We start from the raw sequence: 18,736 nt of genomic DNA on the forward strand, positions 1-18,736 counted from the left end.
AAGTCAGTCCAGCTGGCGCTTCGGTGCAGCAATGCGCACGGGCTCCGGATCACCCGGTTTTCTTGGCCTGTTGCCAGGAGGCAGTGCATAACGTTGCACTTCATACCCGGTCACATTGATGTTTAGATCCAGCTTGCTCAAGAATTCCCACGTCGCTGGTACACCGATGTCATCGGTGATCTTGCGTGCCTCCAGGTAGGTGCTGTAGGCATCGTTCATCACCTGGAACACCGCCACACCTTTTGGGTCAGATGCAATCTGGCGCATCACACGCTGATAGTTGGAAACATCCACCCGGATTTGCTCCACAGTCTCCCCTCCGCCAGCTTTCGGCGTCATGGCCAACACGACGGTCGTGCTCCCGGGACGGATGGTTGGCGTGATGGTATAGGACCCGCTCAGCAAAGGGTTCGAAGCTGCCCTCTCCAGAATCGCCCGTATGGCAAAGGCGTCGTAGATCACTTTGCTGCGGGACTTGTTTTTGATACTGTCCAGCCCGGCCAGATCCTTGACGAAATAGCTCAATACACTTTTTGCGTCTAGTTTCACCTCTTCGGGTTTTGCCGATCCATATCCGAAGGTGATCTTGCCGCCAGACATGGTGGCTTTGATCGTCGGTTTCGTTGGATCCCTGGACGGATCAAGAGCTGTCCACTTGGCCAGGTCGCCCTTGGTCGCCGCCACTACCGCACTGGCCACGGCAGGAAGGGTAGATCTGATCGTGATGGCGATGTCGCCCAGAGAAGTCAAAACGGAGGTATTCGGCTGGAGACCGGCAGCGGCCAGTTCCTTGTACGCCATCGCCACCTGGTCCATTTGAAAGCTGCCTGCCAGAGGGCCTATCTCCGGCCACGCCTTCTGCGCTTCCGGTGCCGTACCAAATACCTCTGTCAGCATCGGCAGAAAGGGGTCAATCTTGACGTCCTTTTCCTTGTAAACGATCTGGCTTTTGACTTTGTCCAGACCATCCAGGATGGGTTTGATAAACGTCGCTTCATTCAGCACAATGACCCCTTTGTTCGCCACCATGATGCGCGTTTCATTTGCCTCTTCAGGATAGGCGCGCGGATTTGGCAGGCGCACATACGTTGGCGGCGGCGGCTCATACACAGGGGTCTCGTCCAGCAGTGCCTTCAGCCGCTCCACTTCGGTCAGCAGCTTGTCCATTTCCGCTTTCTCCTTTTCCCGCAATACCTTGGCATCTTCCAGCTTCTTGCGGAAGCTGTCCAGGTCCATGAACTTCATCTGGCTGGCCACCTGGCTGGTATCCACCGTTTTGAGCTGCTCCACAGCCTTTTTCATGTCCTGTTCCGCCTTGAGCTTGTCCTCCTCGATCTTTTTCGGGTCTGCTGGAGGGGGCGGCAGCGCTTTGACCTGCGCCACCATTTCCTGGTGCTGCTCTTCAGTCACGGGCGGCAGGTCAGAAAGGATTTTCTGCACCATCTGGGCCGTGTTCAAGGCCATCATCACAAGCACAATCATCAGCACGCCCACCACGTTGGTGACGGCGTCCATCAGGGAGTCGAGGTTCAGCTCGCCTCCTCCATCGGATCTTCTTTTGGCCATAAGACTGAAGGTGTTAAACGTTTAAGGTTTGGCGGGAGGCTCAGGGGCCGCCGCACCAGGCGTCGGGGCAGGGATTTTGCCTCGATATTTGGCGAAGAGGTTCAGATCCAACTGGCCTCTCCCAGGAATCGGCAGCTTGCCGATACGGATCTTGTAATCGTTCTGGGCACGCCCTGCACCGGTGTTGAAAGCGGCCTGCCCGTCATCACGGATCAGAAAAAGAACGAGCGAGTTCTTGTCCTTGGCCACCTCGGACAAAAAGTGATTAAAGCTCACATCCGCCACCACCACACTGGCCGTGGATGCCAGGCGGTAATCCTCACCCCACGCACCCATGATTTTCAGCGAACCTGAGCTGCACTCGACAAAGTAAACCTTCGTCTCATCTGACATGCCCGAACCGGATGGCTGGACCACCACCGGCGGCACCTTCTTCTCTGGCGGCACCTGACGCTCCTTGATTTCGGCCAGCAGCTTTTTGATTTCCTCCTGCGTCAGGCCCTGCTGGCGCTTGATCCCTTCCACTTCTGTCAAAAGATCATCCAGCTCTTTCTGTAGCTTCTGGCTGATCTCTTTGTTCTGCTCCTGCACTTCTTTGGAGGAATCCAGAATCTTGCGCAGCTTGATGTAACGCTGCTCAGTCTCCTCTGCCTCTTTTTGCAGCTTCTCCAGTTCAGCCAGCTTCTCCTTCAAGATGACATCCAGCTTCTTCCGCTCCTCAATCTCACGCTGCATTTTCTGGTAGTCCTGCGCCATGCGGATCTCATCCGGCGTGCGCCCCTCCGCCTTTCCCGCCTGTGCCACCACGAGCACAACGATGATGAGCACCAGCGCGCCAATGAGGCACGCCAGAATGCTCAGGAAAGGGAAAAGTGAAACCTCTTCGCCGGATGACGCACGTCTCTGGGCCATAGCAGAATGAGTTGAGAAAGGAACTGTAGATTACTCGCGGCTGAACCAGCCTTTTTTCTTCACCTGATGAATGATGACCTGCTTGCCGCCAAGCTCAGTCAGAACATTGTTCAGGCCCTGAATACCGGAGGAAAGAGCACGGGTGTATTCGGAAGTTGTCTTGACACTGTCCTTGACCGCATTGGTCAGGTCTTCACGCATCCGGTTCAGCGTCATGGTAAATTCAGCATCCACACGCTCCTGGTGTGCCGTCGCACGTTTGTCCAGGTTGGCAGCCTGCTCATTGATGCGGGCAGACAGAGCGTTCAGGTCCACCAGGAATTCCTTCTGGGCATTCGCCACCGCCTTCACCAGCACATCCATCATGCCGTTGGTGTCACCACCGGCGATACCTCCACCGTCATTCAGGCGGGGCATCAGGATTTCATTGCAGAAAGCGTCAATGTTGTTCAGGTTGTCATCCTCAGCCTTCGCCAGAGTGTTCATCGGGAAGTTCAGGAACATCGCCAGAACCAGACCCAGAAGCGTCGTATCGAACGCCGTGCCCAGACCGCTGGTCACGTTGCCGATGGAGGCCATGATCTTGTCCATATCAGAAACATTCGTCAGGTCCATGGATCCAATGGCCTGGGACAGACCCAGCACCGTTCCGATGAATCCGAGAATCGGAATCGCCCAAAGAAACACCTTCACCAGCGCGTAGCTGCCGCCGATTCGCGCACTGTCAATGTCACTCTGCGCGCTCATCATCCCGCTCACCTCGCCATTGTTCTGGCGCACTTCGAAGAGCTCCAGCCCCTTGCGGATACGGTTCACCATCATGCTGTCACGAAGGCGTGCTGGCAGGCCATACAAATGGTCTACAAACTGGCCCACATTCTGGGCATTCACTTCCTGGCTGATATCTGTCGGCAGAACGTCCAGGAACATCGCATCCTTCTGGTGGCGCAGCTTCTTCATCTTCAGCCAGAGTATGCTCATGGCCACAAAGAAGAAAAAGCTCTCCACGTAGTTCACCCACGTGCGCTCATAGAAAAGGTCATGGATGTAGTCCATCGTATTGACCGCCGGAGCACCGGGTGCACCCATCCCAAACGGAAACAGAATGCCATACCAGGCCAGCGTGGCCACCACACCGATTCCCAGCGCCATCAGGATGCTCGGGTTGGCAGGATCTGACTCCTCCCAGCCTCCACGGCCCTGTTGTTGCTGCTCGTAGTACGCCTGCTGCTGCTCCGGTGCCTGCTCATGACCGGCATCCGAGGACTCATAATGACCCTGCTCTTCACCGCCTTCAGGCGGTGGCGTCATCCCGGTTGGGGCGGGCAGGCCGGAGGGTGGGGGCAGACCTCCAAGGGTCGCCGGGATCGAAAGCTTGCTGTTACAGCCTGGGCAGCGGACGACTTTTCCGGCCATGTCTGGCTCGGCCTTCAACTGCATGTCACATGACGGGCACTTAAATTTCACAGTGAGTTTCTCCTTCGTTCCTGATTGATATTATGGGGTGGGCAAGTGGGAATCGTATCAAAGCGGTTGTCGGCTCATCAACAAGTTCTTTTCGTTTCAAAGAACCTCCTTTTCAACCTTTTACACCTCTTTGGTCATTTCCAGCCTGCATCCGGTACTAAAATCATCCTCCCCCAGGCTGGCAGAGGATGTTCAAGCGGGCACCTCAAATAGGACAGGCCTCTGCCTCAGACGTTCGATTTCGGCCGCACCTTCTGGGCGATTTTGTGCAGGATGCCGTTCACAAACGATCCTGACTCCCCTGCCCCCAGCGACTTCGCCAGCTCGATCGCCTCATTGATCACCACCGGCGCGGGCACTTCCGGCACATGCACCAGTTCGTAAACCGCCAGCCTCAAAATATTGCGGTCCACGGCCGCCAGGCGCTGGATGCGGAAATTCTCCAGCACCGGCTCGATCAGCGCGTCCAGCTCCACCGTCCGCGCCAGCACCCCTTGGATCAGCGTCTCCGCATAGCTGCGCACAGAGCTCTTCGCATTGTGCACCGTCCAGAAAGCCTCCTGCTCCTCCGGGCTATGTTCCCCGTGCAGTTCATTGGCAAACAAAAATTGGACGGCGGCTTCCCGTCCCTCGCGGCGTTTTCCCATGGTCAGGCGGCCTCCAGTTCAGGTTTCCCGGCAAAACTGGCCCGCATTTTCCGAAACAGCGCGATCATGTTCACCGCCACCTGCGCCGCCTCCGTGCCCCGGTTGATCTTCACCCCCAGGCACCTCTCTTCCGCCTGCTCCTCAGAGCTCACCAGCAGCACCTCATGGATCACCGGCACCGTATGCCGCACCGCCATCTGCTGCAGCGCATCCGTCACAGACGCACCCACCAGGTCCGCATGCTCCGTGGATCCCCGGATGATCACGCCAAAGGCGATCACCACATCCGGCTTGGTATTCTTGATCACCAGCTCCGCACACACAGGGATCTCAAAAGCCCCCGGCACCCGGTAAACCGTGATCACCGCATTCGGGGCCAGCTCTTCCAGCTCCTCCCGGCCCGCATCCAGCAGACCCTGGACAAACTGGTTGTTGTAGAGGCTGGCCACGATCGCGATGGAAACGCGATCCTGCACCGGCAGTGGACGACTTGGACCGTATTGTGACATGATGGATTGAAAAGAATTTCTCAGCGCCTGGATGCCGTCTTCTTCACAGCTTGTGACCCAGTTTTTTCTTCTTGGTGGCCAGGTATTTTTCGTTGTGCGGATTCGGTTCAGAGATCACCGGCACCTGCTCCGTGATCTCCAGTTTGTGCCCTTCCAGGCCCACCACCTTGCGCGGATTGTTGGTCATCAGGCGGATCTTCCGCACCCCCAGGTCGGAGATGATCTGGGCACCGATGCCGTAGTCCCGCAGGTCCATCGCAAAGCCCAGCTGCAAATTCGCCTCCACCGTGTCCAGCCCCTGCTCCTGCAACTTGTAGGCCATGATCTTGCCATGCAGGCCGATCCCCCTCCCCTCATGCCCGCGCATGTAGATGATGATGCCGCGCCCCGCCTCCGCCACCTTGCTCATCGCCGCATGCAGCTGGCTGCCGCAATCACAGCGGCGGGAGGCGAAAATGTCACCCGTCAGGCACTCGCTGTGCACTCTCACCAGCGTCGGCGTTTCGGCATCAATGTCCCCCATCACCAGCGCCACATGGTGCACCCCGTCCAGGCTGCTTTTATAAAGGTGCAGTTTAAAGACGCCATAGTCCGTCGGCATATCCACCTCCTCGATCCTCTCCACCAGCTTCTCACTCCGGCGGCGGAAGGCGATCAGATCCGCAATGGACCCGATCTTCAGCTTGTGCTTCTTCGCAAATTTCTTCAGGTCCGGCATCCGCGCCATCGTCCCGTCCGGGTTCATGATCTCGATCAGCACCCCGGCCTCCCGCAGCCCGGCCAGCCGGCACAGGTCCACCGCAGCCTCCGTATGCCCCGCCCGCCGCAGCACTCCGCCCGGCTTGGCCACCAGAGGATTGATGTGCCCCGGCTGCACAAAATCGGCAATCGTGCTCTTCGCTCCCGCCAGCAGCCGGATCGTCCGCGCCCGGTCGGCTGAGCTGATCCCCGTCGTGATTCCCTCCGCCGCATCCACCGTCACGGTGAAATCCGTGCGGAAAGCTTCCCGGTTCTCCGGCACCATGCTTTCCAGGTTCAGCTGCTGCGCGATCTGCAGCGAGACCGGCACACACAGCATGCCGCCGCCTTCCCGCACCATAAAGGTCACCATCTCCGGCGTGATCGCCTCCGCAGCACAGATCAGGTCGCCTTCGTTCTCCCGGTCCTCATCATCGGTGACGATCACCATGCGCCCGGCACGGATGTCCGCAATGACGGATTCGACAGAGTCGCACACGTGAGTCTTTTTACTGGGCATAGGGAGATTGGAAAGAGCCGCGCCACTGACCGGTCGTCAGCCGCTGGGGGAACACGATTCTAGCCGCTCGGCGGCTCTATTCCAGTGCCTATTTCTACTTTTAGCCGGATTCCTCGATTCAGCTCGATGTCACACTTTGCAGTCGCTGGCCGCCATCAATCGCGGTGGCCGGGTTTGGCCACCACATGCACCTCCACATGCCGGCTCCACACCTGCGCGATCCCCAGCCACAACACCGGCACCATGAGCACAAAATACCTCGGCAGGCAGGGGGCCAGGGTGCTTCCGCCCAGATAAAAAGCTGCAAACCCCATCAGCAGCCACACCTCCGCAGGCACCGTCCTCCAGAACCGCAGCCCCAGCAGCCCCGCCACCACCGCCATAAAAATCACCGGCCCGTTAAACAGGATCAGGGTGATCGTCCGCAGTTCCTCCGCCTGGTGCGATCTCGGAAAGCCAAAGGCCAGCCGCGTCAGATTGCAGGCCCAGTTGTAGGCCACCCGCGCCGGATTCTCCTTAAAATTGGCCACCGCCGCCTCCTTGAACATCTTCTCCCGCTCCAGGATGGAATGCGAATGCACCTCCTTGTAAAACTCACTGTGCAAGGGGGCCACCTCCGGCAGGCTGTGCACATCCGCCTTGCCAAACCAATGACCGTTTTCCCCCTCATGATGGCTGCTCATCCAGTACAGCAGTTCCCCGCTGTTGGTGGACCAGCATAGAAACTGCCCCGTCTTCGCCTGCGTATAGGCCAGATACGGCGTGCAGAAGAGGAACGCCCCGCCCAAAATCACCAGGGCACGGGCCAGCTTCTGCCGCCACGGCGGGATCATCATCAGGACCAGGCACAGCACTGCAGTCGCCATCAGCACATGGCCAAAGAACACGCGCGTCAGAATCAGCCAGCCCAAAAAGAAAGCCGCTGCCGCCGTCCATCTCCGGCCCCGGTCCCGTAACGCATGGGTAAAGCTCCACATAAATCCCGTCAGCAAAAACATGGACAGCGGCTCGCTCATCAGCGCAAAGCCCATCCACACCAGCGTGGGATGAAAGGCCGTCAGAGCCGCCCCGGCAAAAGCCCACCCTGCCCCCGCATACCGGCGCACCGTCAGCCAGACAAAGAAAGTGGCTCCCCCCATAAAAAAAGCGTTCAGCAGCCGCGCCCCCAACACCGCTGCGGGGCTCCCTGTAAATGGCATCAGCACCACCGGATACCCCGGCCCGTTCACAAAATTCGGCTCCTGGTCCGTCACGTAGAAACCCTTCGTGAAGTTCATCGCATACTCCAGATACCGCGCCTCATCCCAGATGGGCTCCTCCGAATGCCTCATGACCGCCAGGACCCCATAGATCAAAATCACCCCCACCATCAAAAACAGACCGGGCCGGTTGGAGGATAAAGGAACTTCGTGGGTGGATGCCATCCAGATACAGAAACGGCACTTACGAAAGAGCGCCAGCAAAGTTTTCAATTCATATCCTCAGATTCAACCTCATCCCCCTCCACGTCCATAATCCCCACTTGCCGGGATCATTCGTCACCCGTCATTCGTCACCCGTCATTCGTCATTCGTCATTCGTCATTCGTCATTCCTCATTCGCCATCCGTCATCCTTTCCCCATTCAGCATACTGCATTCTGCATTCTTCCGCACCCCAAGAGTGCCCAACATACATCCCAAAATGACCACCTGGGGCATTCGGTGTCGGCTGGCCAGATATCTGCTCGTTTGATGCTTGAGCTTCAATCGCCCCCCTAAGCACTGATGAATGACACCCCCCTTCCCTGGTCCATTTTGCGGTCCGCCTTTGCCGCTGTCACAAGCCTTGCCTGTCCCCTCTTTTTAACCTGCCTGCCAGCTTCTGCAGCCACCGTTTATTGGGACATCAATGGCAGCGCTGCAGGAGCAGGTGGAGCCTCCCCTTCCGGCACCTGGAGTTCAGTGACCGAGTTTTGGAATTCGCTCGCCGATGGCACCGGCGTTCCCGCCGCATGGACTCCGGGCAATATCGCCGCCTTCTCCGCTGGCCTGGATGCCACCGGCCCCTTTACGGTTACCGTGGATGGCGTTCAGAGCATCTCCGGCCTGCGTTTTGAACGAGGCCAGGTCACCTTGTCTGAGGGCACACTCTCACTCGCTGCCGATTCAGATGCCTTTGTCGCCAGCTCAGTCCAGGCTACCCTCAACTCCTTGCTGACGGGTAGCACCCGCTTCACCAAAACCGGTGAGGGCTCCCTCACCCTCACGGGTCAGAGTTCTGGCTTCACCGGTGCCATGGTCCTTCAAGAAGGAACCCTTCGTGCCATAGGCCCGAACACACACACCCTGGGCCAGGGCACACTGGAACTCAACGGCGGCACACTTCACCTGATGAATAACGGTAACATCACCTTGGGCCGCAATACCACGCTTAACGGCGCGGCGTCTATCATTGCGGACGGTCTCGGCACAGGAACAGCCGTGGACACCACATTCACCTTTGGGACTCTGAATGTCGCCACTGCCAGCTCTCTCAGCGTCACGCGCGGCAGCAGCATCACTGGCTCCCTTTATGGACGCGCGACCTTCGGAGCCACGACTTTGGCTGAAAATTTAACGGTCAATCTGGGTGAACGGGCTATCACCACCCTAGGGGCGATCACCGAATCTGGCGGTTCGCGCACCCTGGTTTACAACGGTGTCTCTTCATCTTCATCCATTCTCATCCTGAATGGTGCCAGCACCCACACCGGCGGCATTATCATCAATTCCGGAAGGGTCTATGCCAACGTGGCCAATTCGCTGGGGGCCGTCGGAACGCAGACTCAGGTCAATGCCGGAACATTGGATTTGCGCAACGCAAACTCGGCTGTTGACCGCCATCTCATATACAACGGCACGGCCACCCTTAACCTCATCAACAACGGCACCGTCATTTGGAATGTCGGCAGCCTCACTCACACGGCCGGTAACCTTACGATCAGTTCTGGCCCCTCCTCATCCACCAATGTGACCCCTCGCGTTCACACCTTGAGCGCAGATGTCGCCCTCAACGGCAACCTGACTTTGGCTTCTGCCGTCATCACCACCTTCATTATGAAAGGGGCCGTCTCCGAGGTCGGCGGCATCAGCAGAAACGTCATTAAAAGCGGCCTCGGATTGGTCCGGCTCGATAACATTTTCAGTCACTCCGGCACCACCACCATCAGCAATGGCATCCTCCAGCTTGGCGTGGACAATGCCCTGCCTTCCGGAGCCATGAAAGGCAACGTCTCCATGAACCCTGGGAATGCTCTCACCGCCGTTCTCGATCTCAACGGCTTTGACCAGACCCTGAATGGCATCTCCAACTCAGGCCTCGGCACCAGCCGCATTGACAATACCGCCGCCGAGGCCGTCACACTGACCTTGGGTGCAGGAGATGCCAGCGGCCTTTTCACCGGTGCCATCCAAAACACCGGAGGTGCCCTCACCCTCATCAAGACTGGCAGCGGAGTCCAGGCGCTGATGGGAACAAACACTTATACAGGCGGCACCTTCGTCAATGGCGGGGTGCTGGTGTATGGCAATCTGCTGGCGCAGCCCGCCACCGGCACCACGGAAGTGGCCGCAGCGGGCACCCTCGGCCTGGGTGTGGGCGGCACCGGCTTTTATTCCTCCGCTGATGTGGATGCGCTCTTTGCCAATACCCTGGCCAATGTCAATATGGCCGCCGGAGCCAGCGTCGGCATTGACACCACCGCAGGTGATTTTGAATACACCACCAGCCAGTCCGCCGCACGCGGCCTGGCCAAGACCGGCCCCAATGTGCTGACCCTCAGCGGCAATAACACTTATACCGGGGACACCCTCCTGGCTGGGGGCACCCTGTCCATTTCCTCGGACAGCAGCCTGGGGGCAGCGACCGGGGCACTGACCATGTTTTCCGGCACCACCCTGCGGATCACCGGCAGCAACAATCCCACCAGCACCCGCAACATCACCCTGCAAGGCGCGGCCACCTTTGAAGTGACCGAGGCAGATAACACTGTCACTCTGACTTCCGGTTTGAACCCCTCCGGCATTTTCACCAAGGCAGGGCCCGGCACGCTCCGCCTCACCGGTAACGTCACCAACACCGGCAACAGTATCCTCAGCGGCGGCATGCTGATTCCTGCCGGGATTTTTAACACAGGTGCCGGCACCACCACCGTGGGTTCTGCGGGCAGCCCCGGCACCCTTCTGCTGGGCCCAGGCTCCGAATACACCACCACCACCCTGGCCATCGGTACGGCGGTCAATTCCCTCGGCAGCGTGATCATCCGTGGAGGGGATGTGGATATCACCACAGAGGCGACTTCATCTGGCGTCGGTCTCGGTTCAACGGGCTATGGCGGTCTGTTCATGTCAGCAGGCAGCCTGACCACCAATCGTGTGGACTCGCTGGACGGGACCACTCCAGGTGCCGTTTCCGTCATTCAAATCACCGGCGGCACCCTCAACACCCGGCGGTACATCATGTTCCGCAACGAGCATTGGGAGTTCACCGTGAAAGGCGGTGAAGTGCTCAGGACGGGGGAACACATCGCACTGGGATTCCGCGGCAGTGCCACCGCCAGCGGGGCCATGACCGTCGCCGGAGGCCTGGTGGACAACAGCGGATTCCTGGTGACATTTGGCCAGCAAAACAACACCACCGCCCTTGCCACCACTCACCTCAACTTGAACGGCGGCACTCTCATCACCGGCCAGTTGCTTCACTATAACAACACCGGAACCAACACCACCTCCGCAGTCAATTTCAATGGCGGCCTTTTGAAGGCATCCGTCGCAACCAGCCTCTTTCTGGGTACCACCGGCAGCGGCGGCACAAGCACTCTGAAAGCCTATGTCAACGGAGCCTTTGGCAGCTTCGCCGGCGGAGCCAGGATTGATACCAACGGGGTCAATGTCACCATTCCCACACCACTCGTCGCCCCCACAGGCAACGGCGTGGCCAGCATCCCGGTCACGGCGGGCGGCAGCGGTTACATCGGGGCGCCTTATGTGGAAATCACGGGTGGTGGCGGCACGGGCGCAACGGCCTCCGCTGTGGTGGACATGGATCCTGCCAGCCTCACCTATGGCCAGTTGCTCAGCATCGTTGTCACCAATCCGGGCATCGGTTACACCTCTGAACCCACCATTACCCTCATCGGTGGCGGCGGCAGCGGCACCGTTCTCGGCACCGCCACCACCGCTGTCAATACCTCCGGTGGCCTCACGAAAACAGGTGAAGGCACGCTGACCCTCTCCGGGGCCAGCACCTATACCGGCGGGACTTTTATTAACGAAGGAACCCTCGCCCTCGGTATTAACAACGCCCTATTTGCTTCTGGCAGCGTGACCCTGGACGGCGGGGTGTTTGACCTGGTGGACTTTTCAAACAGCGTGGCCGGTGTGACTCTGCTGGACGGAGGCATCACCGGTGTCACAGGCGTCCTCACCTCGACCTCCGATTATGATCTTCGCCAGGGCAGCGTATCCGCCAATCTGGGCGGCAGTGTCGGATTAAACAAGACCACCGCTGGCACCGTCGCTCTCAGCGCCGCCAGTTCCTTCACCGGGCCCGTCAATGTAACCGGAGGCACCCTTGCCTTTGCTGCTGCTGACAACCTGGGCAGCGGTGGAGTTGGCAATACGATCTCGGTCAATGCCGCCACCCTTTCCTACTCGGGCAGCGGCAGCATGGAAGTGGGTGGCAACCGCGTACTCACCATCGGTGCAGGCGGTGCCGCCTTGGCAGCCAGCGATGCGGCTGGCGTCGTGATTTATTCAGCAGGTGTCACGACAGTAGGTTCCGGCCCGCTCACCAAGTCCGGACCTGGAACGGTCGTCCTTGCCGGGACCACCGACCTCAATGGTGGTTCCCTCATGGTGACGGAAGGGCGGCTCAGTGCAGGCTTCGGCACGGACGGCATCGCCAGCCTAACCGTCGGCTCCGCTGGTAACATGGATTTCAGCAACGGAGCCACCCAGACGCTCTCAGGTCTTATCGGCCTGACGCTTCAGGATGGGGCACGCCTGGGCTTTGAACTGGATGCCGGTTTCAATGATAGCCTCAATGCCCTGGTCGCAGCCTCTGTGACCGGGACCATCAACCTGGATTTCTTCAATACCGGCAGCGGTGTCTCCGCCACCACATACTCGTTGATCTCCGCCCCCGGCGGACTTCTGGGCGGCAGCTTTGTCGTCGGACAGGGCATCACCGGTTGGAATCTCACCCTCAACGCCACCGATACCCTGGTCAGCATCACCGCCAGCCAGCTCCAGCAGCAATACTGGCGCGGCGGGCATAACAGCTCCTGGGCCGCTCTCGGCTCCGGCCCTGTCAACTGGACCACCGACGCAGCCGGACTCGTCGCGGCCTCTCAGATACCATCCACTGGAGAAATCGTCGCCTTCAGCGCCGCCAATGCCCCCTTTACCAGCGGCTCGGAAATCACCACCACCCTGGATGCAGCCTTCACGCTCGGTGGCCTCATCTTTGACAGTGCCCCAGCAGGCATCAGCGCCGTGACACTCAATCCTGGCACCGGCGGCACCCTCACCCTTGCCCCCCAGTCCAGCCTAACGGGCCTGGATGTCCTGGACAATGCCGGAGCCGTCACCATCTCCGCACCGCTCATCGCGATGTCCAACCAGACCTGGCTCATCTCCGGCACGGGGGCATCACTGGCCATCACCGGCAGCGTCGAGTTTAACCAGGAAGTCATCAAAAAGGGTGCAGGCACCCTGACCCTCAGCGGACCTGGCACAGGGAGTGGCGGCATTCGGATGGATGAGGGCACGCTGAATCTGAACTCCCCCACCGCAGCTGGCAGCGGCACACTCATTTTCGCCACAGGCACCTCCGTTGGCAATACCTCCGCCGGCCCGGTCACCCTCACCACCAACAATCCTCAGGTCTGGAATGAATCACTCACCTTCACAGGCTCCCAGTCTCTGAACATGGGCGCCGGGGCTGTCTCGCTGAGAAGCAACATCACTCTTTCGGCCGTCACCGAAACTTTCACCATCGGTGGCATCATCTCCGATGCTGGCAATGGTTTTGGACTGACCAAAACAGGTCCCGGCACTCTCGCTCTCGGTGGTCTCAACAGCTACGGCGGAGCCACGGTTCTGAACGAAGGCACCCTCGTATTCGCAGCGAATCAAAACCTCACCGCCGCTACGAATACCCTCACCCTCGGGTCCGAGCCTGGCAGCACTTCAGCCTTCGCCCTGAATCTTACCACCGGCAGCGCCACCTTTGGCGGTCCAGTTCTGGTTCAAACCAACAACACAGTGGCCAATACGGTATCCATCGGTGCCGGGCAGACATTGCAGTTCAACAGCTCGCTCACCATCGGGTATAACTCCGAGCTGGCCTCCCGCACCCGCCTCACCCTCTCCGGCGATGGCACTTTCAAAATCGGCGATGTCGGATCACCCACCAATGCACCCGTGCAGGTGGGCAATGGCATGACCACCAGCATCAGCAATGCCGGGCTTCTCGACATGAGCGGACTGGCCACCTTTTACGCCAACCTCGGCACCGGCATCTTTCGCGTGGGTGATACTGTCAACGGTGGCGGTGGCGCAGGCGCTGGCGGGGGCGGTTCCACCGTCATCCTGGCGGCCAACAGCACCCTCATCGCCAGCATGATTTCCACCGACAGCCAGACTCTGGCCCCCCAGACCATCAGCCTCGGCTCCGGCACCAACTCCCTCTTTGCCAATACCCACCGGGTGGGCGGTGCTGCGGCACGTGGCAATGGCATTCTGAATTTCCACACCAGCACCGGCACGGTCCTCATCCGTAACTCTGCTGGCAATGACCGCGCCGTGATGACCGTCATGTCCGCCACGGCGGCTACCGCCGGAGCCCTCTTCGGCACGCTCGACTTTGCCGGTCACTATGCCGACATTTTGCTGAGCAGCCTCTCGGTGGGTACACGCAGCGCGGGATCCACCGGTGCAGGTACCGGCACCTTCACCTTTGACACCGGCATCCTGGATGCCACCACCGTGATCCTCGGCTCACGCACCGGCACCACCATGACGTCAGCCCTCATCACCGGCACCATGAACTTGGGAGGCACCACTGCCGGCACGGAAGTTATCTTCGGCAGCCTGACCATGGGCACCAACACGGTCAGCAGCGCCACTTCCACTGGAAATACCGTCTCCACTCTCAACATCAGCGGCATCGGCAGCACCGATATCGGCACGCTGACGATGGGAAACCTCAGCGTCACCGGTTCCGCTGTCATCAGCAGTGTCCTCCGGGCCAGCGGCATTACGGCCACCGTCAATATCAGCGGCAGTACCACCACCCTTGGCAGCCTCAGCATGGCGGTCAATTCCTCAAACTCCGCCATCGCCACCACAGCCGCCTCCGCCCTCAATATCAGCGGTGGCAGTGTCTCCGTCACCGGCGGCATCCACATGGGTGCCACCAGTGTGAATGAACTGAACATCATCAACAATGAAATCAACATCACCGGCACCGGGAGCCTGACGGTGGGCGGGGACATCACCTACACCAACGGCATCGGCACGGAGAACATCAGCGTCACCCTGGATGGCGGCAGCCTGGACATGGGCGGCTTTGGCATCGGCTCTGCCAGTGCTCCAGTCGTCTTCAATGCCGGGTCCGGCTCTCTGCAAAACCTGGCCGCCTTGAATGACGGAGCCGGTCTTGTCAAGACCACCTCCGGCAGTCTCATCGTCGCCGGAGTCAATGCCTATGCCGGCCCCACCACGGTGTCTGACGGCGTCTTTCAGCTTGGCAATGGCACCTCTGGTTCCCTCACCGGCACCGGACTGGTGACCGTGGTCAAAACCGGCACGGACCTTTCTGCCGCCCCCGTTTTTTCCGGCGGCTCCAATGGAGTACTTGGTGCCGGAGTCATCGCCGGTTCTGTCCTCATCGGCGACCTCGACGTGGCAGGCAACCGGGGCATCCTTGCCCCCGGTCTTGGCAACACTGCCACCAGCAACCAGACGCTCATCATTCAAGGCGAAAGTGGCCTGACCGTCGCTGGCGGCTCCCAGCTTCAGCTTTCCATCACCCTGCCCACCCTCAACGACAGCGACCTGCTCGCCGCCCTGAGTTCAGGCACCCAGGCCAGCGTCCTCGCCTATATCCTGGATGCCTCCCCCACCTGGGTCACCGGTGCGCCGGATGCCTTTGGCGATCACGACTACATCCAGATGACCACAGGCCCGCTTTATCTTGGCAGCCGGGACGGTGGGCTGGGCAACGGCACGGTATCCATTCTCGACCATGGTTATTCCTCCGTCGCCGAAGCTGGCGATGTCTTCAACTTGCTGGATTGGACCGGCCTGATGGGCGGCAGCTTCAACGCCAACGGCACCCAGTATTCCATCGGCGGCATTCATGGTGACTTTGACCTGCCCTCCCTTCCTGGAAACCTGGCTTGGGACACCAGCGCCTTTACCAGCCACGGCGTGCTGGCCGTCATCATCGTGCCTGAGCCCGGCCACATGCAACTGCTCCTGCTGGGCCTGTTTGGCATCCTTCACCATCGCCGCCGTCCTGCACGCAGGCAGCCTTGAATGACCAGGTCTCAAGGCGGGCCTGGAACCTCTCCTGCGCCTGCTCACACCTTTGAACAAAAGCGGACTGGCTCATCCCCAAGGCCTTTAAACAGGCCCGGTGATCCCACGCCACCACGCGAGTGGTCAGCGCATGAATCAGCCGGAACTGGCAGGCCCATACATACCGGCCCACCGGTGTGAACGCGGCCAGCCGCTCCCCCAGAAACTGCCGCTGAAACTCCAGATGTTTCATCTCATCTTTCAAGATCTGGCGGCACGAATTCCTTACGGCTTCATCCGGCACACGAAGAAACAAAGTCCCATAGTAAACCTCCGCAATCAGCTCCGCCGTAAGCAGCACTTGAATCGCAAATTCCAGGTTCACCAGGAACCGCAGGCGGCGGAACACGGAGTTCGTCCATTGCTTCTGCAACAGCTTGCCACCCAAGTGCTGCACCAGGCGGCCTAACAAACGCGAATGCGCCTGCTCTTCACAAACGAACAAATCTATCGCCCGCTGATAACCCCTGAAATTCTCCAAAGGTGCCACCTCCCGCGCATACCGTCGCAAGCGCGAGCCAGTGCCCGATTCGCCAAGCTGAAAGATGGCCAGCGAGTGAGCCAGAGGCTCCTTGATCTCATCCGGCAAGGTACAGGTCAGATCTTCAAAGCGGATCTGGTCATGAACGCTGGCGTTTGTTTGAAAATGATGGATCCAAAATTGTGTGTTCATATAGGTTTATATTTTTAAATATTGATAGTGTTTTGCATTGTTTGATTACTGCTTTGACAGAAATTGAAGCCGGTCCATTACAGAGCGTACCGTCTCGTCCAGGGTGGACGTGCCTGCCGTGACGCCGACATGGTTCACACCCCGGAACCAGTCTGGCCTCAAATCCTCCGCAGTCTCGACTTGCTGCACCTTAACGCCCAAGGCCCTGGCTTTCTCGGCAAGCTGGCGGGTGTTGTTGCTGTTGCGGCCACCAATGACGACGATGAAATCACAAAGACGGGTCAGCTCCTCAAGCGCCGTCTGCCTCTGTTTCGTCGGCCGGCACACCGTGTCCACAAAGCGCACTTCAGAGTTGCGGTGCCGATGTTTAATAGCATCCACGATGCGCAGCACCTGCTCCAATGGCTGCGTGGTCTGGGAGATGACGCCCAGCTTGGAATAACCAGGAATGCAACAAGCATCCTCGGCAGTCAGGAGCACACTCGCCTGCGGATAATCACCAATCAGCCCGCGCACCTCCACATGAGTCCGCTGCCCAATGACCACCGGGTGGTAGCCCTCCTCCACCAAAGTCGCCAGCGCCTGATGGGCCTTCTTCACCAGTGGACACGACGTATCCGTGATCTGATGTCCCGCCTCTTGCCAGCGCTGCCGGTGCACGTCGGATGCCCCATGGGCCGTGATGACTACCCGCTGCGTGGTGGCTGATTCAAGGAGGTCAAGCTCTCCTCGCCGGACGCCGAGAGTGGTCAGATGGGCATCCACGACCGGGTTATGGACAAGCTGGCCGAGGATGGTCACGGGTTCCTGGGTGGATGCATTATGGGTGGCACGAAGGGCGTCGCGGACGCCGAAGCACATGCCGTAATGTTGGGCTAAGTGGATGGTCATGATGAGGGGCAAATGTTGAGGGTCTCTTGAGGGGGGGGGTAGGGTGTTAGCTTTGTGGAACAAAGTGAATGTTTACAAAAGAGGAGAGTCAGCGGGGTTGAAGGGGGCTGGGGGATTCAACCGGGGTTGATGGTTTTGACGATGAGTTCGAGGATGTCGACGTAGCTTTTGAAGGCTTTGGTGCCGGCGGGGGTGACGGCGTAGGTGGTGCGGGGGCGGGGGCCGGTGTCGTCGCGGGTTTCCTGGACGTAGCCGGCGGCGGCGAGGGTGCGGAGGTGGGTGATGAGGTTGCCGTCGCTCATGCCGAGGTCGTATTTCAGGTCCTGGAATGCCCACTCTCCCCGGGTGGACAGGAGGGTCATGATGGACAGACGGCTCTTTTCGTGAATCGTCTTGTCGAGCTGGTCGAAGTCGATCATTCGCGGGGGGTGAGGGCCTCCGGTTTCCGGCCGAGGAAGACGGCAAGGGCGTAGATGATGTGGCCGAGGCCGAAGGTGAGGCCCATGATGAGGGTTGCGGGGGCTTCGTCGGAGGGAAGCAGGCGGATGTCGCCGTTGGCGGCCCAGGCCCAGAAGAGAGCGAGGCCGAGGAGGATGAAGACCCAGCCGAGGCGGACGAGGGAGCGGGGGGAGAAGCTGGCGGTGGCGAGCAGGGCGAGGCCATAACAGACGACCCAGATGAGGGCGGCCATGACGTGGTTTTGGAGATGGATGATCAGTCCGAGGCCGAGGATGCCGCCGACCATGAGGGGAGGCAGGATGGCCCGGAGGGCGATGCGCATGCCATCGGAGACGAGGGGCTGGCCACGGCGGGCGGCTTCACGGGCCAGGAGGATGACGTTGGCGATGCCGGAAATCAGGAGGATGAGGAGCCATTGAATCAGGAACAGATGGCTTGCGCTGGCGGAGATGCCGCCGCTCTCGCGCATTTGCCAGCCGGTCCATGCGGCACAGGCCACGGCGAGGGTGCCGCCGAGGAGGGCGGCGGGGGCGGAAATGGCGCGATAAATGTGCGCCTTTTCCATCAGGGAACGGATCACCCGGAGATGTTCGAGGGCGTCTTGCTGCGTGTTCATGGCAATCACTTTGTGGCATAAAGCGATTGGCGCAAGGGAAACTTTGCGGGGCAAAGTCGTTGGCAAGGAGCGTGGGGCGTGGGGCGTGGGGCGTGGGGCGTGGGGCGTGGGGCGTGGGGCGTGGGGCGTGGGGC

General features: G+C 59.7%; 12 protein-coding genes. 1 reads left to right on the top strand and 11 read right to left on the bottom strand.

The features are described from left to right. Positions 1-3 precede the first annotated feature (3 nt). From WJU23_RS09280 to WJU23_RS09310, 7 genes are all read right to left on the bottom strand, one after another. Complete coding sequence (locus tag WJU23_RS09280) at positions 4-1,566, bottom strand: hypothetical protein (protein WP_346332275.1); 1,563 nt, start codon at positions 1,564-1,566, stop codon at positions 4-6. Between the two features lie 21 nt (positions 1,567-1,587). Beyond that, entirely contained in the window at positions 1,588-2,478 is an 891-nt protein-coding gene (locus tag WJU23_RS09285; protein ID WP_346332276.1) for a hypothetical protein, read from the bottom strand. 30 nt (positions 2,479-2,508) lie between these two features. Then, positions 2,509-3,789, bottom strand: coding sequence for a MotA/TolQ/ExbB proton channel family protein (locus WJU23_RS09290; protein ID WP_346332277.1), 1,281 nt, complete (start codon positions 3,787-3,789; stop codon positions 2,509-2,511). Positions 3,790-4,172: 383 nt separating this feature from the next. Continuing rightward, positions 4,173-4,592, bottom strand: a complete 420-nt coding sequence (gene nusB / locus WJU23_RS09295) for a transcription antitermination factor NusB (protein ID WP_346332278.1) — start codon at positions 4,590-4,592, stop codon at positions 4,173-4,175. 2 nt (positions 4,593-4,594) lie between these two features. Continuing rightward, complete coding sequence (ribH, locus tag WJU23_RS09300) at positions 4,595-5,101, bottom strand: 6,7-dimethyl-8-ribityllumazine synthase (protein ID WP_346332279.1); 507 nt, start codon at positions 5,099-5,101, stop codon at positions 4,595-4,597. Positions 5,102-5,144: 43 nt separating this feature from the next. After that, positions 5,145-6,338, bottom strand: coding sequence for a bifunctional 3,4-dihydroxy-2-butanone-4-phosphate synthase/GTP cyclohydrolase II (locus tag WJU23_RS09305; RefSeq protein ID WP_346332280.1), 1,194 nt, complete (start codon positions 6,336-6,338; stop codon positions 5,145-5,147). A 176-nt stretch (positions 6,339-6,514) separates the two neighbouring features. After that, positions 6,515-7,783 carry a glycosyltransferase family 39 protein gene (locus tag WJU23_RS09310; protein ID WP_346332281.1) on the bottom strand — a complete coding sequence of 423 codons (1,269 nt, stop codon included), beginning with the start codon at positions 7,781-7,783 and terminating at the stop codon, positions 6,515-6,517. Between the two features lie 341 nt (positions 7,784-8,124). Here WJU23_RS09310 and WJU23_RS09315 point away from each other — a divergent pair, with 341 nt between their 5' ends. Beyond that, positions 8,125-15,921, top strand: a complete 7,797-nt coding sequence (locus WJU23_RS09315; protein ID WP_346332282.1) for an autotransporter-associated beta strand repeat-containing protein — start codon at positions 8,125-8,127, stop codon at positions 15,919-15,921. Here WJU23_RS09315 and WJU23_RS09320 read toward each other — a convergent pair. The 4 genes from WJU23_RS09320 to WJU23_RS09335 all read right to left on the bottom strand — a co-directional run bounded on the left by WJU23_RS09320 (position 15,827) and on the right by WJU23_RS09335 (position 18,602). Then, positions 15,827-16,636 (bottom strand): ferritin-like domain-containing protein, encoded by an 810-nt coding sequence (locus WJU23_RS09320; RefSeq protein WP_346332283.1) that lies wholly within the window; start codon positions 16,634-16,636, stop codon positions 15,827-15,829. The genes WJU23_RS09315 and WJU23_RS09320 overlap by 95 nt on opposite strands. A gap of 45 nt (positions 16,637-16,681) precedes the next feature. Next, a complete protein-coding gene (gene ispH, locus WJU23_RS09325) occupies positions 16,682-17,527 on the bottom strand; it encodes a 4-hydroxy-3-methylbut-2-enyl diphosphate reductase (protein ID WP_346332284.1) in 846 nt (281 codons plus the stop codon). Positions 17,528-17,643: 116 nt separating this feature from the next. After that, positions 17,644-17,946, bottom strand: coding sequence for a transcriptional regulator (locus tag WJU23_RS09330; protein WP_346332285.1), 303 nt, complete (start codon positions 17,944-17,946; stop codon positions 17,644-17,646). Further along, positions 17,943-18,602 (bottom strand): hypothetical protein, encoded by a 660-nt coding sequence (locus tag WJU23_RS09335; protein ID WP_346332286.1) that lies wholly within the window; start codon positions 18,600-18,602, stop codon positions 17,943-17,945. The genes WJU23_RS09330 and WJU23_RS09335 overlap by 4 nt, the downstream gene beginning before the upstream one ends. Positions 18,603-18,736 lie beyond the last annotated feature (134 nt).

The organism is Prosthecobacter sp. SYSU 5D2, from assembly GCF_039655865.1.
GTDB lineage: Bacteria > Verrucomicrobiota > Verrucomicrobiia > Verrucomicrobiales > Verrucomicrobiaceae > Prosthecobacter.